Origin of the sequence: Kitasatospora albolonga (assembly GCA_002082585.1) — a bacterium.
GTDB lineage: Bacteria > Actinomycetota > Actinomycetes > Streptomycetales > Streptomycetaceae > Streptomyces > Streptomyces stephensoniae.
In genome coordinates this window covers 7581356-7604021 of record CP020563.1, presented here as the reverse complement: position 1 = coordinate 7604021, position 22666 = coordinate 7581356, and the positions used below count along the sequence as shown (strand labels likewise).

2 protein-coding genes are annotated in these 22666 nt (G+C 74.8%); both read right to left on the bottom strand.

Features of this window, described 5'->3' with window-relative positions:
- Positions 1-14: 14 nt before the first annotated feature.
- Positions 15-10610 (bottom strand): polyketide synthase, encoded by a 10596-nt coding sequence (locus tag B7C62_33080; protein ARF76578.1) that lies wholly within the window; start codon positions 10608-10610, stop codon positions 15-17.
- A gap of 130 nt (positions 10611-10740) precedes the next feature.
- On the bottom strand, positions 10741-22635 hold the full coding sequence (locus B7C62_33075; protein ARF76577.1) for a beta-ketoacyl synthase: 11895 nt from the start codon (positions 22633-22635) through the stop codon (positions 10741-10743).
- Between the last annotated feature and the right edge of the window lie 31 nt (positions 22636-22666).

Here is a 22666-nt window from a genome sequence, read left to right as displayed (position 1 = left end):
TCTGCGGCTGTCGGTCAGTCACGTTCGCCGCCCAGGGCCATCCGGACGAGTTCGTCGACGGCCATGTCCTTGATGCCGTCGATGCCTTCGGCGCCGTCGGCGGCGGAAGCCGGTGTCTCCGGCCGGTCGGCGAGGTCCAGGAGCGCGTCGAGGAGACCGGCCCGGCGCAGAGCGGCGGGCGGGATCGTGGCGAGCAGGGAGCTGATCTCGTGGTCCTCGCGGTCCGGCGTCCGGGCGGCCCTGGCGTTGACGTCGGTGCCGCCCGGCCCGTCGGGCACCAGGCGCCTGCTGAGGTAGGCGGCGACGGCGGCCGGGGTGGGATGGTCGAAGACCAAGGTCGCGGGCAGCCGGTGGCCGGTGGCGGCGCCGAGCCGGTTGCGGAGTTCGACGGAGGTGAGCGAGTCGAAGCCGAGGTCCTTGAACGGCTGGTCCGGGTCGATGGCCCCGGCTCCGCCGTGGCCGAGGATGTCGGCGCCCCGGCTCCGTACCAGGTCGAGCAGGGTGGCGAGGCGTTCCTCCGGCGGGAGGCCGGTCAGGCGGCGGCGCAGCGAGTCGGCTTCGGCGGCGTCCGCCCCGGAGGCCGGGCGGCGTACGGCGCCGGGGACCAGGGCGGAGAGCAGGGCCGGGACGGGTGCGGTCCGAGCGGCCGCCCGGAGCCGGCCGAGGTCGATCCGGACCGGTACGAGCAGTGGTTCGTCCAGGGTGAGGGCCGCGTCGAACAGCGCCAGACCTTCTTCGCTGCCGATGGCCGCGGTGCCGCCCCGGGACATGCGCCGCAGGTCGGCGGCGGTCAGCGTCCCGGTCATGGTGCTACGGCGTTCCCACAGGCCCCAGGCGAGCGACTGGGCGGGCAGTTTCAGAGCGCGGCGGTGCTGGGCGAGCGCGTCGAGGAAGGCGTTGGCGGCCGCGTAGTTGCCCTGACCGGCGTTGCCGACGGTGGCGGACGCGGAGGAGAACAGGACGAAGGCCGACAAGGGCAGATCACGGGTGAGGGCGTGCAGGTGGAGAGCCGCGTCGACCTTGGGCCGCAGGACGTGGCGCATCCGCGCGGGGGTCAGCGACTCGACGGTCCCGTCGTCCAGGACTCCGGCCGCGTGGACGACCGCGCTCAGCGGACGGTCGGCGGGGATGCCGTCGAGCAGGGCGGCGAGCGCGTCCCGGTCGGCGACGTCGCACGCCGCCACGTCCACCCGGGCACCGAGACCGCGCAGGTCGGCGGCGAGGTCGGCCAGGCCCGGGGCGCCCGCACCGCGCCTGCCGACGAGCAGCAGGTTCCGTACGCCGTGCGCGGTCACGAGGTGCCGGGCCACCAGACCGCCGAGCGCGCCGCCCGCTCCGGTGACGAGGACGGTTCCGCCGGGCACGGCGATACGGGACGGGGTGCCGGGGGCCGAGGCCGAGTCCGGGTCTGTGAGCACGCCCGTACGGAGGTGCGCGTCCGTGCCCGGGTTCGGGTCCGCGAGCGCGTGCGTGCCAGGGTTCGGGTTCGTGGTGACGGTGGCCCGGGTGAGGCGGGCGGCGAGGAGTTGTCCGGTGCGGATCGCCAGTTGGGGTTCCGTTGCGGCCAGGGCCCGGGGCAGCAGGCCGGTCACGGCGGCCGGGTCGTCGGTGTCGATCAGCAGGAAGCGGTCCGGGTGCTCGGACTGGGCGGAGCGGACGAGACCACGGACAGCGGCGCCGGTCAGATCGGTAACCTCCTCACCGGCCGCCGTGGAGACCGCGCCCCGGGTGACGAGTACGAGGCGGGTGCCGTCGTCCCAACGCGGGTCGGCCAGCCACTCCTGGACGAGCCGCAGGGCGTCGTCCAGTGCGGTGTGTACGGATGCGGCGTCGGGCGGGGACGAGAGGCGCGGGGTGTGGTCGCACCAGGCCAGCACGGCGGCGGGCGACGGCGCTCCCCCGTCCAGCACGGCACCGAGCGCGGCCAGGTCCGGATGGCTGTCCGTGTCCGGGGAGAGTGACCGGCCGCCGAGGACGGCCCAGGGTCCGAGGGGGCCGACGGGTGCGGTGTCGGGCACCGCCGACCACTGCACCCGGTAGAGGGATTCCGGACCTCCGCCCGGGCGGAGGGCGTCGAGATCGATCGGGCGGACGGCGAGCGCCTCGACCGACGCGACCGGGAGGCCGTTCGGGTCGGTCGCGTCGATCGCCACCGAACCGTCCGGCCGGAAGCCGAGCCGTACCCTGAGCGCGGTGGCCGCGGAGGCGTACAGCCTGACTCCGCTCCAGGAGAACGGCAGTCCGGCGGACGGCCGGTCCGGGTCCGGTCCGCTCTCCGGCCGGGCACGCAGGAACAGCCCCTGGAGGGCGGCGTCCAGGAGGGCGGGGTGCACACCGAAGGCGGCGGCGGACCGGTGCTGGTCCTCGGGCAGGCGTACCTCGGTGAAGATCTCGTCGCCCCGGCGCCAGGCGCTGGTGAGCCCGCGGAAGGCGGGTCCGTAGCCGTAGCCGGAGCCGTGGAACCGCTCGTACAGGTCATCGACGGAGACCGGGACGGCGCCGGGCGGGGGCCAGGAGCCGGGGTCGTCCGGTGCGGGCGGCGGCTTGCGGTTCGCGGCGTCGGCGGTGAGTACGCCGGTGGCGTGCGCGGTCCACTGCGGGGTCGTCGCGTCCTCACGGCAGGAGAACAGGTCCAGGGAGCGGCTGCCGTGCGTGTCCGCCGCGCCGACCCGTACTTGCAGGCGTACGGCGGTGTCGGCGGGGATCAACAGCGGTGTCTGGAGCGTCAGTTCCTCCACCGTGTGGCATCCGGCCTCGTCCGCGGCGCGTACGGCGAGTTCCGCGAAGGCCGCGCCGGGCAGCAGGACCGTACCGGCCACGGCGTGGTCGGCGAGCCAGGGGTGGGTGCGCAGCGACAACCGGCCGCTGAGCAGCAGTTCACCCGTGTCGGCCAGCTCGGTGGCGGCTCCGAGGACGGGATGGTCGGCGGAGTCGAGCCCGGCCGAGCCCACGTCGGCCGCCGTGGTGGGCGCCGGCTCGGGCCAGTAGCGGCTGCGCTGGAAGGCGTACGTGGGCAACTCGACCCGCCGAGCCCCCGGGAACGCCCCCGCCCAATCGACCCCCAACCCCCGCTCCCACGCACGGCCCACCGCACGCAACACCTGCTCCAGGCAGCCTTCTTGACGCCGCAAGGTCCCCAGCACAGCGGCCTCCACACCGGCCACCTCCGCCGACTCCCCCACCGCCACACCCAGCACCGGATGCGGACTTGCCTCGATGAAGAACCGGAAACCATCAGCCAGCAGCGTCTCCGTCGCGCTCCCGAACTGAACGGTCTCGCGCAGATTCCGGTACCAGTACTCCGCGTCCAGACCCTTCGTATCCAGCCAGCCCCCCGTCACCGTCGAGAAGAACGGCACCGCACCGGAAAGAGGCGTAATGCCTTCCAGGTCGGAGAGCAACTGCTCACGGATCTCCTCCACATGGGAGGAATGCGACGCGTAGTCCACCTCGATCAGCCGCGCCCGCACACCCTCACCGGTGAACTCCTCCACAAGCCCGGAGACCGCGTCGGCGTCACCCGAAATCACCGTCGAAGAAGGCCCGTTGACCGCGGCGACCGACAACCGGCCCGCCCACGGGGCGATACGCTCCCGCACCACGTCCACCGACAACGGCACCGACGCCATACCACCCCGCCCCGCCAACACCCCCACCGCACGAGAACGCAACGCCACCACCCGCGCCCCGTCATCCAAACTCAACCCACCCGCCACACACGCAGCCGCAACCTCCCCCTGCGAATGACCCACCACCCCGTCCACCGCCACACCGAACGAACGCCACACCTCGGCCAACGACACCATCACCGCCCACAGCACCGGCTGCACCACATCGACCCGCCCCAACAACCGCTCCGACCCCAGCGCCTCCGTCAACGACCAATCCACGTACGGCTCCAAGGCCCGCTCGCACTCACCCATCCGCGCCGCGAAGACCTCCGACTCCCCCAACAACTCCGCAGCCATCCCCACCCACTGCGAACCCTGACCCGGGAAGACGAGCACCGAACGACCGTCGACCGTACGTCCGCCGTCCCACGCTCCCGAGTCGTCGTCGGCCATCTGGCCGAGCAGGGCGGGGAGTTGGTCCCGTTCTCCGATCAGCGCCCTCCGGTACTCGAAGGCGGTGCGGGCGTGCAGGGCGGACCCGATGTCGCGCGGGTCGGGTACGGGGCTGCCGTCCAGGTGACGGCGTAAACGGTCAGCCTGGGAGCGCAGGGCCTGCGGGCTCTTCGCCGACAGCAGCCAGGGAACCGCCGACAGGGGGACGCGCTCGGCCGTCGGGGCGTCGTTCTCCAGGGGGGCGTGTTCGAGGATGGTGTGGACGTTGGTGCCGCTCAGGCCGAAGGAGGACACCCCGGCCCGCAGGGGGCGGCCGTGGAGCGGCCAGGGCTGCTGCTCGGTCGCGAGGGCCAGCGCTCCGCGGGTCCAGTCGACATGGCCGGAGGGCCTGCCGACGTGCAGGGTGCGGGGCACCTGCCCGTGCCGCATGGAGAGCACCGTCTTGATGACCCCTGCCACCCCCGATGCCGCCTGGGCATGGCCGAGGTTGGACTTGAGGGAGCCGAGCAGCAGGGGCCGGTCGGCGGGCCGGTCCTGGCCGTACGTGGCCAGCAGCGCCTGGGCCTCGATGGGATCGCCGAGAGTGGTGCCGGTGCCGTGCGCCTCCACCACGTCCACCTCGGACGCCGTCAGCCCCGCGTCCGCCAACGCCGCCCGGATCACCCGCTGTTGGGAGGGGCCGTTGGGGGCGGAGAGGCCGTTGCTGGCGCCGTCCTGGTTGACGGCGGAGCCGCGTACCACCGCCAGGACCGGGTGTCCGTTGCGGCGGGCGTCCGACAGCCGCTCCAGCAACAGCACGCCGACGCCCTCGCCCATGCCCATGCCGTCCGCGTCGTCCGAGAACGCCTTGCAGCGGCCGTCCTCGGCGAGCCCCCGCTGACGGGAGAAGCTGATGAGGGCGCCGGGGGTCGCCATCACGGCGACGCCGCCGACCAGGGCGAGCGAGCAGTCTCCCCCGCGCAACGCCCGGCCTGCGAGGTGCAGGGCGACGAGGGAGGAGGAGCAAGCCGTGTCGATGGTCACTGCGGGGCCTTCGAGGCCCAGGGTGTAGGCGACCCGGCCGGATACGACGCTGGGTGCGCTGCCGGTGAGCAGGTGGCCGTCTCCTTCCTCCGACTGGGCGACGACGGCCGCGTAATCGGCGTAGTTGACGCCGGTGAACACTCCGGTGCGGCTGCCGCGCAGGGCGTCCGGGTCGATGGCCGCGCGCTCGATCGCCTCCCAGGTGGTTTCCAGGAGCAGCCGCTGCTGCGGGTCCATGGCCAGGGCCTCGCGCGGCGAGATGCCGAAGAACTCCGCGTCGAAATCGGCCGCGTCGTGGAGGAAGCCGCCCCGCCGGGTCGTCGAGGTGCCGGGGTGGTCGGGGTCGGGGTCGTAGAGGGCCTCGATGTCCCAGCCCCGGTCGGTGGGGAGGTCGGAGACGGCGTCGCCGCCGTCGGCGAGCAGGCGCCACAGCTCTTCGGGGGTGCCGATGCCGCCGGGGAAGCGGCAGGCCATGGAGACGATCGCGATCGGTTCGTCGGCAGGTGCGGACAGGTGCGCGGCAGCGCCCGGGACGGAGCGGTCCGGGACGGAGGAGTCCGGGACGGAGCGGTCCGGGACGGAGGAGTCCGGGACGGAGCGGTCCGGGACGGAGGAGTCCGGCTCGGGGAGGTGCGGGTCGGTGGTCTGTCGGCCGAGCAGTTCGGCGCGGATCTCCTGGGCGAGCGCGGTCGACGAGGGGTGGTCGAAGATCAGGGTGGACGGCAGTCGCAGTCCGGTGGCGGCGTTGAGCCGGTTGCGGAGTTCGACTGCGGTGAGGGAGGCGAAGCCCATGTCCTGGAAGGCTTTGCCGGGCCGGATCGCGTCCGCCGTGGCATGGCCGAGGACGGCTGCGGCATGGGTGCGGACCAGGTCGAGCAGCAGGCGGTGCTGCTCGGATTCGGCGAGGGCGGCGAGCCGTTGGCGCAGCAGGGCGGCGGCGGGTGCCTCCGTGTCGCCGGTCGCGGCCTCCAGGGCGCGGCGGGCCTCGGGGATGCCGGTGAGCAGCGGACTGGGGCGGGTGGAGGTGAAGACGGCGGCGAACCGCTCCCAGTCGACGTCGGCGACGGTGAGGACGGTCTCGTCGTCGTCTAGCGCTTGGCACAGGGCTTGGACGGCGAGGTCGGGGGCGATCCGGGGCAGGCCGTGCTGTTCCAGGTTGAACAGGTCGGCGTCCTCTCCGGCGACGCGGTCCTGCCAGGGGTTCTCGGCCTGCCAGATGCCCCAGTCGAGGGTGGTGGCGGTGAGGCCGCGGGCCCGGCGGTGCTGGGCCAGGGCGCCGAGGTAGGCGTTGGCGGCGGCGTAGGCGCCGTGGTCACCGCTGCCCCAGACTCCGGCGATCGAGGAGAACAGGACGAAGGCGTCGAGTTCGCGGTCGAGCAGGGCGTCGAGGTGTTCGGCGCCTGCGGCCTTGGCGGCGACGATCTGTTCGAACGCGGACATCGGTGTGCCGTCCAGCGGGGCGAGCGCGACGAAGGCGGCCGCGTGGACGACCGCGGTGACCGGGTCGCCCGCCGTCTCCAGGCCGGTGAGCAGCTCCGCCACCGCCTGGCGGTCCGACAGATCGCAGACGGGCAGGGTCAGTCGTACGCCGAGGGCGGCCAGTTCGGCGGCGAGTTCGGCCGCGCCGGGTGCCTGGGGGCCGCGGCGGCCGGGCAGGACGAGGTGGGTGGCGCCGCTGCGGGCCAGCCAGCGGGCGAGGTGCGGGCCGACGGCTCCGGTGCCGCCGGTCAGCAGGACGGTGCCACGCGGCTTCCAGCGGTTCGTACGGTTCGTACGGTTCGTACGGCTGTCGCTCCGGGGGGCGCGCCGGAGGCGGCGGGCCAGGATGCCGGTGGGGCGCAGGGCGAGCTGGTCCTCGCGGCCGACGCCGTCCGGGCCGGGGACGGAGGCCGTCAGTACGGCGGCGAGCCGGGTCCTGGCGCGGGCGTCGAGCTCCGGGGGCAGGTCGATGAGGCCGCCCCAGCGGGCGGACAGTTCGAGCGCGGCCACCAGTCCGGTGCCCCAGACCAGCGCCTGGCGGGGGTGGGTGACCGGGTCGTCCGGGCCCGTCGACACGGCCCCGGTGGTGGCGCACCAGAGGGGGGCCGTGAGGCCGAGGTCGCCCAGGGCCTGCACCAGGGCGACGGTGAGGGCCGTCCCGGTGGGCAGGGCCGGGTGGTCGGGGTGGGGCCGGTCGGCGGTGGCCAGCAGCGACAGCACGCCCGTCGGGACGAGGCCGCCGAGGGCGGTGGCGAGCGTGTCCGCGAGGTCCGTACGGCGGACGGCGTCGGCCGTGAGTTCCGCGGTGACGACGGTGGCGCCCGCTTCGGCGAGGGCGAGCAGCGGGCCGCGTACCCGTGTGTCGTCGTCTCCGGCGGGCAGCACGACGAGCCAGGTCCCGGCAGCCGGGGTGGCGGCCTGTGGGTCGGGCAGGGGCTGCCAGCCGATGCGGTAGCGCCAGGAGTCGATGACGCTCTCGTCGCGCCGCTGTTCGCGCCAGCCGCGCAGGGCTGGCAGTACGGGGGTGAGGGCGTCCTCGTCGACGGCGAGGCGGGCGGCGATCTCGGCCGGGTCGTCGTGGTCGACCATGTGCCAGAAGGCCGTGTCGTGCGGGTCGGCGGCGGCCGGTCCGGTGCCGGGCGCCGTCTCCGGCTCCAGCCAGTAGCGCCGCAGCTGGAAGGGGTATCCGGGCAGGGCGGTCGGGCGGGCGCCGCTACCGGCGTACACGGCGGACCAGTCGACGGCCACGCCCGCCACCCATAGTTCGGCGGCCGCGCGCAGGGCCCGGCGCGGTCCGCCGTCGTCACGGCGCAGGGTGCCGACGACCACGGGCGGCTCCGCGCCTCCGGTGGCCTCGGCGGTGTCCTGGAGGGCCATGGTCAGCACCGGGTGCGGCGACACCTCGACGAAGACCTCGTGGCCCTGCTCGACCAGGGAGCGTACGGCCGCGTCGAAGCGGACGGTCCCGCGCAGGTTGCGGTACCAGTAGTCGGCGTCCATGGCCGTGGTGTCGAGCCGGTCGCCGGTGACGGTGGAGAACAGCGGTGTACGGGCCGGGAGCGGGCGTACGCCGTCCAGCGCGACCAGCACCTCGGACCTGATCCGTTCGACCTGGGCCGAGTGCGAGGCGTAGTCCACGGGTACGGACCGGGCCCGTACGCCCCGTGCGGCGCAGTGGGCGAGCAGTTCGGCGAGGGCCCCCGGCTCCCCCGAGACCACCACGGCGGCGGGCCCGTTGACGGCGGCCACCGACAGCTTCTCGGCCCAGGGGGCGATCGCGGCGCGGACCTCGTCCTCGGGCAGGGGCACCGCGACCATGCCGCCGAGCCCGGCCAGCGCCCGGATGGCCCGGCTGCGCAGGGCGACGACCTTCGCCCCGTCCTCCAGGCTCAGCGCTCCCGCCACCACGGCGGCGGCGATCTCGCCCTGGCTGTGCCCGACCACGGCGTCGGGCCGGACGCCCCACGACTCCCAGTGCGCGGCCAGGGACACCATCACCGCCCACAGCACCGGCTGCACCACGTCCACCCGTTCCAGGGAGGGGGCCCCGGGCGCCCCCTCCAGGACGGCGGGGAGCCGCCAGTCGACATGGGCGGAGAGGGCGGCGTCGCAGGCGGCGAGGCGGTCCCGGAAGGCGGGGCTGGTGGCGAGCAGGTCCCGGGCCATGCCGTCCCACTGGGAGCCCTGGCCGGGGAAGACCAGTGCCGTCCGGCCTTCGACGACCCGGCCGGTGCCGGTGACGATGTCGGCGGAAGCGGCATCCGAAGCCCGGCCGACAGCCGGGGCCGGGGCAGCGGAATCCGCAGCCAGGCCGACGGGGAGGTGGAGGTCCCCGCCCGGTCCGGACAGGGTGGCGAGCCCGTTCAGCAGTGCGTGGTGCCCGTCGCCGATCACGACGGCCCGGTGTTCGAAGGCGGACCGGGTGGTCGCCAGCGAGAACCCGATGTCGGCCGACCGTACGGACGCGTCCGTGGCGAACCGGGCACGCAGCCGGGCCGCCTGGTCCCCGAGCGCGGAGGCGGTACGGCCGGACAGCACCCAGGGCAGCGCGGCTCCGGGCGGGCCCGCCGGGTCCGGCTCCACCGACGGCCCGTCAGTCCGCGCTTCCGGCGCGTCGGTCACCGCTCCCGATCCGTCGGCCGGTTCCGACTCGGGTGCCTGCTCGGCCGGTCCCGGTGCCTGTTCGGCCGGTTCCGGTTCCGGTGCCTGTTCGAGGACGACGTGCGCGTTGGTGCCGCTCATGCCGAACGAGGACACCCCGGCCCGGCGCGGCCGGTCAACGGCGGGCCAGTCGCGGGCCTCGGTGAGGAGTTCGACGGCGCCCGATGACCAGTCGGCGTGCGGGGTGGGCGCGTCCACGTGCAGGGTGCGCGGCAGGACACCGTGCCGCAGGGCGAGGACCGTCTTGATGACCCCGGCGACCCCGGCCGCCGCCTGGGTGTGCCCGATGTTGGACTTCAGCGACCCCAGCCACAAGGGCTGTTCGGCGGACCGGTCCTGACCGTACGTGGCCAGCAGCGCATCGGCCTCGATGGGATCGCCCAGCGTGGTGCCGGTACCGTGCGCCTCCACCGCGTCCACCTCGGACGCGGTCAGCCCCGCGTCCGCCAGCGCCGCCCGGATCACCCGCTGCTGCGACGGGCCGTTCGGCGCCGTCAGTCCGTTGCTCGCGCCGTCCTGGTTGATCGCCGAGCCGCGCAGCACGGCCAGCACCGTACGGCCGTTGCGGCGCGCGTCCGACAGCCGCTCCAGGAGCAGCATCCCCACGCCCTCGCCCCAGCCGGTGCCGTCCGCCGCCGCCGCGAACGGCTTGCAGCGGCCGTCGGGGGACATCGCGCCCTGCCTGCTGAACTCGACGAACACCGCGGGCAGCGCCATCACGCTGACCCCGCCCGCGAGGGCGAGCGAGCACTCACCGGCCCGCAGGGCCCGCGCCGCGAGGTGCAGGGCCACCAACGAGGCCGAACAGGCGGTGTCCACGGTGACGGCGGGGCCCTCGAGACCGAGCGCGTAGGAGACCCGCCCGGACATCACGCTCATCGAGTTCCCCGTCATCAGGAACCCCTGGACGGCTTCGGCGGCACCGGGGCCCAGCGTCGCGTACCCCTGGTCGATGGCCGCGGCGTACACCCCGGTACGGCTGCCCCGCAGGGTGATCGGGTCGATGCCGGCCTGCTCGACGGCCTCCCAGGACGCCATCAGCAGCAGCCGCTGCTGCGGGTCCATCGCGACCGCCTCACGGGGCGAGATGCCGAAGAACTCCGGGTCGAAGTCGGCCGCGCCGTCCAGGAACGCCCCCTGCCCGGGGACCGTACCGCCGGACGGCCAGACGGTCTCCCAGCCCCGGTCGCCGGGGACGGCCGCGACGGTGTCGCGGCCCTCGGCGAGCAGGTCCCACAGGTCTTCGGGGGTGCGGACACCGCCGGGGAAGCGGCAGGCCATGGACACGATCGCGATGGGCTCGCTCGTACGGGCCTCGGCCTCCCGGAGCCGCTGCCGGGTGTTCCGCAGGTCGATGGTCACCCGGTTGAGGTACTCGCGCATCCTCTGGTCGCTCACTGGACACCGCTGCTTTCGTCTCGGGCTGCTGCTCGGATCTCGTCTCGGAGTGCGCGGGGTGCACAGACAGCGCAAAGCACCCGGACGGCGTGAGGTGCGCGGACCGGTGCCCTGGTCATCCGGACCCCAACTGCCGGTCGATGTAGTCGAACATCTCGTCGTCGCTGGCCGCCTCGATCAGCTCGGGAGCCAGGTCGTCCGCGCCGTCCGTGGGGCGGGCGGCGGTGGCCGGTGTCCCGCCGGGCAGCGGGCGGGACAGCACGTCCCGTATCCGGGCGGCGAGTTCGTCGCTGACGCCGCCCGGCGGCAGGGCGTCGAGCAGGTTCTCCAGGGCGTCGAGCCCGGCCCGGACCGCCGCGTCGCCCGTCGGGCGGGCGGCGGTGGCCCGCTCGGCGAGGTGGCGGGCCAGCGCCTCCGGGGTGGGGTGGTCGAAGACGAGCGCGGGCGGCAGCCGCAGCCCGGTCGAGGAGACCAGCCGGTTGCGGAGTTCGACCCCGGTGAGGGAGTCGAAGCCGACGTCCTTGAACGGGCGGGCCGCGCGGATCAGGTCGGGCGAACTGTGACCGAGCACCGCGGCGGCGGTGCCGCGCACCAGGTCGAGCAGGGTCCGGTGCAGCTCGGCCTCGGGCAGCTCGGCGAGCTGCCGCGCCATCGAACGGGCCGGTTCCGCGGCGGAGGCGCTACCGGCACCGGTACGGGCAGGGCGGACCAGGCCACGGAGCACCGCGGGCAGCCGGTCGTCCGCCCGCAGCGCGGACGGGGCGATCCTGGCCGCGAGCCGGTAGGCGTACGGGGAGCCCAGCGCCGCGTCGAACAGGGCAAGGCCCTCCGCCGAGGTCAGCGCGCCCGCCCCGGCGCCCCGGCCCGGGGTCACCGCGGCGGTCATCTCGCTGCGCTCCTCCCACAGGCCCCAGCCGATGGAGAGTCCGGGCAGCCCCTCGGCCCGGCGTTCGGCGGCGAGGGCGTCGAGGACCGCGTTGGCGGCGGCGTAGTTCGCCTGCCCGGCCGCGCCGAACTGGGCGGCGCCCGAGGAGAACAGGACCAGCGCCGCGAGATCGAGGTCCCGGGTGAGTTCGTGCAGGGCCAGCGCCGCGTCCGCCTTGGGCCGCAGGACGCGGTCGAGCCGGTCCGGGGTCAGCCCGGTGACCGTGGCGTCGTCCAGGACACCGGCCGCGTGGACGACGGCGGTCAGCGGGTGCCCGGCGTCCACCGACCCGAGCAGGGCGGCGAGCGCGGCGCGGTCGGCGACATCGCAGGCGGCGACGGTCACCGACGCCCCGAGCCCGGTCAACTCCCTTACCAGCTCCGGCATTCCGTCGGCGGAGCCGCCCCGGCGGCCCGCGAGCAGCAGGTGCCGGATGCCGTGCGCGACGACCAGGTGGCGGGCCAGGAGCCGTCCCAGGGTGCCGGTGGCCCCGGTGACCAGGACGGTCCCTTCGGGGTCTGGCGGAGCGGGCAGCAGCAGGACGTTCTTGCCGACGCCCCGGGCCCGGCTGAGGGAGCGCAGGGCGGCCGGGGCCTGCCGGACGTCCCAGCCGGTGACGGGCAGGGGACGCAGCACTCCCTGTTCGAACAGGCGCAGGATGTCGGTGAGCATCTCGCCGATCCGCTCCGGACCAGCCTCCATCAGGTCGAACGCCCGGTAGCGCACCCCGGGGTACTGCCGGGCGACCGCCTCGGGGTCGCGGATATCGGTCTTGCCCATCTCCACGAACCGGCCGCCGTTCGGCAGCAGCCGCAGACCGGCGTCGACGAACTCCCGGGCCAGACTGTCGAGTACGAGATCGACGCCGCGCCCTTCGGTGGCCGTCAGGAACTTCTCGGCGAAGTCGGTGGTCCGGGTCGAGGCGATGTGCGCGTCGTCCAGTCCACCGGCCCGCAGGACGTCCCACTTGGCGGGCGAGGCCGTTGCGAACACCCGTGCCCCGGTGTGCCGGGCGAGCTGCACCGCCGCCATGCCGACACCGCCCGCCCCGGCGTGGACCAGTACCGATTCCCCGCGCCGCAGCCCTCCGAGGTCGAACAGGCCGTAGTAGGCGGTGAGGAAGACCACCGGCACGGACGCGGCGCGGGCGAAGGACCAGCCCGCCGGTATCCGGGCGACGGTACGGCGGTCGGCGACGGCAGTCGGGCCGAACGCGCCCCCGAAGATCCCCATCACCCGGTCCCCGGGCACCAGGTCGTCCACCCCCGGGCCCACCTCGATGACGGTCCCGGCGCCCTCGCTGCCCAGGCCCTGCTGTTCGGGGTCGGGGTCCAGGCCCAGCGCGGCGATGACATCGTGGAAGTTCAGCCCGGCGGCACGCACCGCGATCCGTACCTCGCCCTTGCCCAGCGGGGCGAGGGCCTCGGGAGCGGGCTCCGCCGTGATGTCCTCCGGAGAGCCCCGGCCGTCGGTGGTGAGCCGCCAGGCGGCACCGTCCGGCAGGGACAGCGTGCCGTCCGCCCGTCCGCCACGGACCAGCCGGGGCAGCAGCGGCGGGCCGGTCCGCAGCGCCAGTTCGGGTTCCCCGGCGGCGAGCGCCCCCGGCAGCAGGTCCCCCGGCTCGGCGGTCCCGGCCGCGTCGACAAGGACGAAGCGCCCGGGATGCTCGGCCCGCGCGCTGCGCACCAGGCCCCACAGGGCGGCCTGGGCGGGATCGACGGGCCGGTCGACCGGTCCGGTGCGGACCGCGTCCCTGGTGAGCAGGGCGAGCCTGGCCCCGGCGAACCGCTCGTCGGCCAGCCACTGCTGTACGAGGGCGAGGCCCCGGTGCGCGGTCGCGCGGACCCGGTCGGCGGCGTCGGGCAGGTCGGCGGTGGCGACCGCCGCCACGATCACCTCGGGGAGGACGGCGCCCGCTCCGAGGGCGGCCCCCAGGGCGTCGAGATCCTGCCAGGACACCGCGCCCGGAACGGCCCCGCCGAGGGCGCCCCAGGTGGGCGCGGTGCCGTCGGCCGGGCCGGTGGCCGGGGTCCAGTCGAGGCGGTACAGCAGGTCGGCGTGGGCGGTCGCGGAGAGCGGCCCGCCCTCGGCCGGAGCCCGCAGCAACAGGGACTCCACTCCGAGCACCTGACGGCCCGACAGGTCGTGGGCGTGCAGGGTCACGGCGTCCGGCGCGTCGGCGGCGAGCCGTACACGCAGCGTGGTGGCCCCGGTGGTCCCGCCGGTCACCCCGTTCCAGCTGAAGGGCAGCCGGGCCCGGCCGTCCTGGTCGGGCAGCAGCGCGGCGGTCTGGAGGGCCGCGTCCAGCAGTGCGGGGTGCAGCGCGCATCCGGCGGCGTCGGCGTGCTGCGGCTCCGGCAGCACTACCTCGGCGAACACCTCGCCGTCGCGGAGCCACGCGGCACGGATGCCGCGGAAGGCCGGGCCGTAGTGGCGGCCTGCCTCGGCGAACCGCTCGTAGAGGTCGCCGGTGTCCACGGGTTCGGCACCGGCCGGCGGCCAGCTCAGCAGACCGGCCGGGTCCCCGGCGGGCCGGGGCGCCAGGGTGCCGGTGGCGTGCTCGGTCCAGGGCGCTTCGGCGTCCCGGGTCGTACGGGCGAACACGCTGAGCCTCCGCCGACCGTCGCCGTCGGGCACACCGACCCGGAGCTGGAGGTGGACCGCACCCTCGTCCGGGAGCACGAGCGCCGATCCGAGGGTGAGTTCCTCGACCACCGGGCACTCCGCCTCGGCCCCGGCGCGCAGCGCGAGTTCGAGAAAGGCGGTGCCGGGGAAGAGGACGACGCCCGACACCGCGTGGTCGGCGAGCCAGGGGTGGGTGTCCAGCGAGATCCGGCCGCTGAGCAGCAGCTCATCGGAGTCCGCGACCTGCACCGCCGCACCGAGCAGCGGGTGCCCGGTCGTGGCGAGACCCGCCGAGGCGACGTCCCAGCTCGTGGTCGGAACGTCGAGCCAGTAGCGGCTGCGCTGGAAGGCGTACGTGGGCAACTCGACCCGCCGAGCCCCCGGGAACGCCCCCGACCAGTCGACTCCCAACCCCCGCTCCCACGCACGCCCCACCGCACGCAACACCTGCCCCAGGCCGCCTTCTTGACGCCGCAAGGTCCCCAGCACAGCGGCCTCCACACCGGCCACCTCCGCCGACTCCCCCACCGCCACACCCAGCACCGGATGCGGACTTGCCTCGACGAAGAACCGGAAACCATCGGCCAGCAACGCTCCCGTCGCCTGCTCGAACTCGACGGTCTCCCGCAGATTCCGGAACCAGTACTCCGCATCCAGACCCTTCGTATCCAGCCAGCCCCCCGTCACCGTCGAGAAGAACGGCACCGAGCCCGAACGCGGGGTGATGTCCTTCAGGTCGACAAGCAACTGCTCGCGGATCTCCTCCACATGAGAGGAATGCGACGCGTAATCCACCTCGATCAACCGCGCCCGCACCCCTTCAGCGACAAGCCCGTCAACCAGCTCCGAGACCGCGTCCGCGTCACCCGAAATCACCGTCGACAAGGGCCCGTTCACCGCCGCCACCGACAACCGGCCACCCCATCCGACAAGACGCTCCCGCACCTCGCCCACCGGCAACGGCACCGACGCCATGCCACCCCGGCCCGCCAACACCCCCACCGCACGGGAACGCAACGCCACCACCCGCGCCCCGTCATCGAGGCTCAACCCACCCGCCACACACGCGGCCGCAACCTCACCCTGCGAATGACCCACCACTGCATCCGGCACCACACCGAACGACCGCCACACCTCCGCCAGCGACACCATCACGGCCCACAACACCGGCTGCACCACATCAACCCGACCCAACAACCGCTCCGACCCCAACGCCTCCGTCAACGACCAGTCGACGTACGGCGCCAACGCCCGCTCACACTCACCCATCCGCCCCGCAAAGACCTCCGACTCCCCCAACAACTCCGCAGCCATCCCCACCCACTGCGACCCCTGACCCGGAAACACCACCACCGAACGGCCGGAAACCACCCCGCCGCCGGACACCGCAGCGCCCTGTGACAGTGCGGTCAGGTGGTCGGCGAGGCTCTCCTCCGTGCCCACCAGCGCCGCGCGGTGTCCCAGCGCGCTGCGGCCCGTGGCCAGGGAGAAGGCCACGTCCACCGCGCGGACGCCCGATCCGTCCCCGATCCGGGCCGACAGCGCCGCGGCCTGGGCGCGCAGCGCGTCCGGAGTGCGCGCCGAGAGGAGCAGGGGGACGGCGACGGGCACGGTCTCCGGTGCTTCGGTCTCCGGTGTCCCGGGCCCGTCAACGAGCCTGTCCGCGGCGGATGTCGGGGCGTCCGGGGCCTGTTCGAGGATGACGTGGGCGTTGGTGCCGCTGACACCGAAGGAGGAGACCCCGGCCCGGCGCGGGCGGCCCGCGTCATCCCACGTACGGGACTCCGTCAGCAACTGCCCGGCCCCGGCCGACCAGTCCACCTCGGGCGTCGGACCGTCCACATGCAGCGTCTTCGGCATCACCCCGTGCCGCAGGGCGAGCACCGACTTGATGACCCCCGCCACACCGGCGGCTGCCGAGGCGTGTCCGATGTTGGACTTCAGTGAGCCGATCCAGACCGGACGGTCCACCGGCCGGTCCTGACCGTACGTCGCCAACAGCGCCTGCGCCTCGATCGGGTCACCCAGCCTGGTCCCCGTACCGTGCGCCTCCACCACATCCACGTCCGACGCCACCAGCCCCGCATCGGCCAACGCCGCACGGATCACCCGCTGTTGGGACGGACCATTCGGTGCCGTCAGACCGTTGCTCGCACCGTCCTGGTTCACCGCCGAACCACGGATCACCGCCAGCACCGGGTGTCCGTTGCGGCGGGCGTCCGACAACCGCTCCACCAGCAGCATGCCCGTGCCTTCGCCGAAAGCGGTTCCGTCGGCCCCCGCGGCGAAGGACTTGCAGCGGCCGTCCGGGGCGAGACCGCCCTGACGGCTGAACTCGACGAAGAGTTCGGGGCTGCACATCACGTTGACGCCACCGGCCAGGGCCAGCGAGCATTCGCCCGACCTCAGCGCCCGTACCGCGAGGTGCAGGGCCACCAGCGAGGACGAGCACGCCGTGTCCACGGTGACCGCGGGGCCTTCCAGGCCGAAGAAGTAGGCCAGGCGTCCGGAGACGATGCTTCCCGAGTTTCCGGTGCCGAGGAACCCTTCGACGTCCTCGGGGATGTAGGGCAGCAGCCGGGCGGCGTAGTCCTGCTGCATCAGGCCGACGTACGTGCCGACCGGGGCGCCGCGCAGGGTGGACGGGTCGATGGCCGCACGCTCGAAGAGTTCCCAGGTGGTCTCCAGGAGCAGCCGCTGCTGCGGGTCCATGGCCAGGGCCTCGCGCGGCGAGATGCCGAAGAACTCCGCGTCGAACTCGGCCGCGTCGTGGAGGAAGCCGCCCTCGCGGGTGATGGAGGTGCCGACGCGGTCGGGATCGGGGTCGTAGAGCGTGTCCAGGCTCCAGCCCCGGTCGGTGGGGAACCCGGAGATGCCGTCGCGGCCCTCGGCCAGCATCCGCCACAGATCCTCGGGCGAGCGGACACCGCCGGGGAGACGGCAGGCCACGGAGACGATCGCGATCCGGTCGTCGTCGGGGTCCTGATGCCGGTCGGTCGGCCTCGCGGGTACGGAGGGCGTGACCACGGGGGCCGTGTCCGTGAGTCCGGCGCCCAGGAAGTCCGCGAGCGCCGCCGGGGTCGGGTGGTCGAACACCAGCCCGGCGGGGAGCCGCAGGCCGGTGGCGGCGTTCAGGCGGTTGCGCAGCTCCACCGAGGCCAGCGAGTCGAAGCCCAGTTCGCGGAAGGCCCGTCCGGGGTCGAGGGTGTCCGGGGAGGGGTGGCCGAGGACGGCCGCCGCGTGGGTGCGGACGAGCTCGACGAGCAGCCGGGTCCGTCCGCCGGTGTCGAGGGCCGCGAGGCGCCCGCGCAGGGCGTTGTCGTCGGCCGCCGCCTCCGTGCCCGTGGCCGCCCGGCGCGGCGGTGTGCGCACCAGGCCGCGCAGCAGCGGCGGCAGGGTGCCGTCGGCGGCCGCGGACCGCAGGGCGGCGGTGTCGAGGCGCATCGGGACGAGGGCGGCCCGGTCCACGGTGAGGGCGGCGTCGAAGAGCGCGAGTCCCCGCTCGGTGGAGAGCGGCGGCATCCCGGACCGGGCGAGGCGCCGTACGTCGTCCGCGTCCAGGTGTCCGGTGAGGGCGCTGGGCTGCTCCCACAGGGTCCAGGCCAGCGACTGGCCGGGCAGTCCCGCCGCCCGGCGCCGGTCGGCGAGGGCGTCGAGGAAGGCGTTGGCGGCGGCGTAGTTGGCCTGTCCGGGGCCGCCGAAGGTGCCCGCGGCCGAGGAGAAGAGGACGAAGTGGGTGAGGGCGAGGTCGCGGGTGAGTTCGTGCAGGTGGAGGGCGGCGTCGGCCTTGGGGCGCAGGACGGCGTCCACGCGTTCGGGCGTGAGCGCGGTGACGACGCCGTCGTCGAGGGTGCCCGCCGTGTGGATCACGGCGGTCAGCGGGTGGGCGGGCGGGAGGTCCGCGAGTACGGCGGCCAGGGCGTCCCGGTCGGCGGCGTCGCAGGTGACGACGGCGGTCTCGGCTCCCAACTCGGCCAGTTCGGACCGCAGTTCCTCCGCTCCGGCGGCGGCCGGGCCGCTGCGGGAGAGCAGCAGCAGGTGCCGGACGCCGTGCGCGGTGACCAGGTGGCGGGCGATGTGGGAGCCGAGCAGGCCGGTGCCGCCGGTGATCAGGACCGTACCGTCCGGGTCGAAGGACGGGAGGGGCCGGGGCGCGTCCTCCGGCTGGTCCGGGTCGTTCCTGAGGACCCGGACCAGCCGGGGTACGCGGATGTCGTCGCCGCGCACCGCGGACTCCGGTTCCCCCGAGGCGAGGGCGGCGGCGACGCCCGGGGAGGTGCCGTGCTCGTCGTCGGCGTCGAGGTCGAGCAGGGCGAAGCGCCCGGGGTGTTCGGAGCGGGCCGAGCGGACCAGTCCCCAGAGCGCGCTGTGCGCGGGGTTGCGTACGTCCTCCCCTTCCCCGGCTTCCCCGGCGCTGACCGCGCCCCGGGTGGCGAACACCAGGCGCGACCCGGCGAAGCGGTCGTCGGCCAGCCAGGTCCGTACGTCGGTGAGGGCCTGGTGGACGGCGGCGCGGACCGCCGCTGCCAGTCCGGTCGCGTACTCGGGCTCCGCGCAGATGAGCAGGACCGTTTCGGGCACCGGGGCTCCGGCGTCGACGGCGGCCAGCAGTGTGGCCAGGTCGGCGGTGCGGTGGACGGGTGTGTTGCTGCCGCGCGCGGATGCGGTGATCCATTCCGTGGCGTAGAGGTCCTGGTGGCGGCGGCCTTGAGGAGCGCGGTCGGCGCCGAGGGCGAGGGTTCCGGCGGGCCGCAGGACCAGCGCGTCCACGGTCGCCACGGGGGCGCCGGTCGCGTCGGAGACGGCGAGCGTCATCGCGTCGTGTCCGGCCGGGGCAAGCCGGACACGGATCACCCCGGCGCCGCTGGCGTGCAGGGTCACACCGTTCCAGGAGAACGGCAGCCGCCCCTCGGGGTGGGCGTCCGCGCCGGGGGCGCCGGGCGCTCCGGTGGCGTGCAGGGCCGCGTCCAGCAGGGCCGGGTGGAGGCCGAAGCGGTCGGCGTCGGGGGCGGGCAGGACGGCCTCCGCGAACAGTTCGTCGCCGCGCCGCCAGGCCGCGTGCAGGCCCTGGAAGGCGGGGCCGTAGGCGAATCCGCCCGCCGCGAAGCGGTCGTACAGCCCGTCGAGGGCGAGGGGTTCGGCGCCGGGCGGCGGCCAGGGCATCGGCTCGTCGGCCTCAGTTGCTGGCGCGCCGTCCGGGGCCAGGACGCCTTCGGCGTGCCGGGTCCACTGCTCGTCGCCGGAGTCGTCGGGGTCGCCGTCGGCGGGGGTGTCCGGCCGGGAGTGCAGGCTGAGCGGGCGGTGGCCCTGGGAGTCGGGGGCGCCCACGGTGAGGCGCAGTACGGTGCCGCCGTGCTCGGGCAGCACCAGGGGGGCTTCCAGGGTGAATTCCTCGACCCGGGGGCAGCCGACGCGGGCTCCGGCCTGGAGCGCGAGTTCCAGGAAGGCGGTGCCCGGGAGCAGTGCCCGGCCGCCGACGGCGTGGTCGGTGAGCCACGGGTGGGTGCGGGCCGACAGGCGGCCGGTGAGGAGCAGGCCGTCGCTGTCGGCGAGGACCACGACGGCGCCCAGCAGAGGATGGCCGGCGGGGGCCAGTCCGGCGGAGGTGACGTCGGCGGCGGGCGCGGCGCCGTCCTCCAGCCAGTACGGGGCGCGCTGGAAGGCGTAGGTGGGCAGTTCCACCCGTCCGGGGCGGCGGGCGGCGAAGACGGTGTCCCAGTCCGGGGAGACTCCGCGCAGATGGAGTTCGGCCAGGGACTCGGTGAACCGGCGCGGGCCGCCGTCGTCGCGGCGCAGGGTGCCCAGGGCGGTGGCGTCGGCGCCCGCGTCCTCGACGGTCTCCAGCATCCCGACGGTGAGGACCGGGTGCGGGCTGCTCTCCAGGAGGACCTGGTAGCCGTCCGCGAGCAGGGCGCGGGTGGCCTGTTCGAAGCGGACGGTGCCGCGCAGGTTCCGGTACCAGTAGTCGGCGTCCAGGACGGAGGTGTCCTCCAGCAGGGCGCCGCTGACCGTGGAGTAGAAGGGGACGGCGGACGGACGCGGGGTCACCCCGTCCAGCCGGTCGAGGAGTTCCGTACGGATGTCCTCGACGTGGGCGCTGTGCGAGGCGTAGTCGACGGGGATGCGCCTGCTGCGGATGTCCAGGTCCGTCGTCCGGTCCAGGAACGCGTCGAGGGCGTCGGTGTCGCCGGAGACGACGGTGGAGGCGGGGCCGTTGACGGCGGCGACGGAAAGCCGGCCGTCCCAGGGGGCGAGGTATTCGGCGACCTGTTCGGCGGGCAGGGCCACCGAGGCCATGCCGCCGCGACCGGCCAGGGCGAGGATGGCCCGGCTGCGCAGGGCGACGATCCGTGCGGCGTCGTCCAGGGAGAGGGCTCCGGCGACGCACGCCGCGGCGATCTCGCCCTGGGAGTGGCCGATGACGGCGCCGGGGGTGATGCCGTGGGAGCGCCACAGTTCGGCGAGGGAGACCATGACCGCCCACAGCACCGGCTGCACCACGTCGACGCGTTCGGCCGGCGGGGTGCCGGGGGCGCCGCGCAGCACGGCTTCCAGGGACCAGTCGACGTAGGGGGCCAGGGCGGCCTCGCACTCCGCGACACGGGCGGCGAAGGCGGGGGCGGAGTCGAGGAGTTCGACGGCCATGCCCGCCCACTGGGACCCCTGCCCGGGGAAGACGAGGGCGACCTGTCCGCCGGTTCCGGCGGTGCCGCTGACCAGGCCGGGGACGGTGCGTCCGGCCGCCAGGGCGTCCAGGCCGTCCCGGAACTCCTCGGGGCGGGCCCCGATCAGGACCGCCCGGTGCTCGTGCGCGGCGCGGGTCGTGGCCAGGGCGTGACCGACCTCGGCCGGGCCGGGTCCAGGGTGCGCGTCGAGGTGGTCGCGGAGCCGTGCGGCCTGGGCGCGCAGGGCTTCGGCGGTGCGTCCGGAGAGCACCCAGGGGAGGACGGGGGGCGGTGTGCCGTACGGGGCCGGGGTGTGCCGGGCGGTGTCCTGGACGGCGGGGGCGACGGCGCTGCCCTGGGCGTCCTGTTCTCCGTGCTCGGCGGGGTGTCCGGGGGCGTCCGCCTGTTGCTCGTCCGCCTGCTCCAGGACGACATGTCCGTTGGTGCCGCTGACGCCGAAGGAGGAGACCGCCGCCCGGCGTGGCCGTCCGGTCTCGGGCCAGGGGGTGTTCGCGGTGACCAGGCGTACCGCGCCCGCCGTCCAGTCGATCTGCGGGGAGGGGTCCTGCGCGTGCAGAGTGGGCGGGACGGTGCCGTGCCGCAGGGCGAGGACGGTCTTGATGACCCCGCCGACTCCGGCAGCCGCCTGGGTGTGCCCGATGTTGGACTTGAGCGAGCCGAGGAGCAGCGGCTGACCGTCCGCGCGGTCCTGCCCGTAGGTGGCCAGCAGGGCCTGGGCCTCGATCGGGTCGCCCAGCGGGGTGCCGGTGCCGTGCGCCTCGACCACGTCCACGTCGGCGGGGGTGAGCCCGGCGTTGGCCAGGGCGTGGCGGATGACGCGCTGCTGGGCGGGGCCGTTGGGGGCGGTGAGCCTGCTGCTGGCGCCGTCCTGGTTGACGGCGGTGCCACGGATCAGGGCGAGGACCGGGTGGCCGTGGCGCCGGGCGTCGGAGAGGCGCTCCAGCAGGAGCAGGCCGACGCCCTCGCCCCAGCCGGTGCCATCGGCGGAGGCGGCGAAGGACTTGCAGCGGCCGTCCCGGGCCAGGCCGCCCTGGCGGCTCATCTCCACGAACGGGACGGGGGTCGACATGACCATCGCGCCCCCGGCCAGGGCCAGGGTGCAGTCGCCGGACCGCAGGGCCTGGGCGGCGAGGTGGATGACGACCAGCGAGGAGGAGCAGGCGGTGTCGACGCTGACCGCCGGGCCCTCCAGGCCGAAGGTGTAGGCGACGCGGCCCGATGCGACGCTGTCGGAGCTGCCGCTGCCGACGTAACCGGCCACGTCGTCGGGGACCTGGCGCAGCCGTACCGCGTAGTCCTGGTACATCACCCCGGCGAAGACGCCGGTCCTGCTGCCGCGCAGGGTCGCGGGGTCGATACCGGCCCGTTCGAACGCCTCCCAGGTGGTCTCCAGGAGGAGCCGCTGCTGCGGGTCCATCGCGAGTGCTTCGCGCGGGGAGATGCCGAAGAAGCCGGGGTCGAAGTGGCCGACGTCGTCGAGGAAGCCGCCCAGGGCGGTGTGGCTGGTGCCCTCGCGCAGCTGGTCCGGGTCGTCCAGGTGGTCGAGGTCCCAGCCCCGGTCGCGGGGGAAGCCGGTGATGGCGTCGGTGCCGTCGGTGACCAGGCGCCAGAGGTCCTCGGGGGACCGTACGCCGCCGGGGTAGCGGCAGCTCATCGCGACGACCGCGATGGGTTCGCGGCCCGCCTCCTCCGCTTCGGTCAGGCGTCGGCGGGTGCGGTGCAGGTCCGCCGTCACCCGCTTGAGGTAGTCCCTCAGCTTGTCGTCGTTCACCATCGGGAGCCGCCGTCCTGGTTCGCGTGTCGGT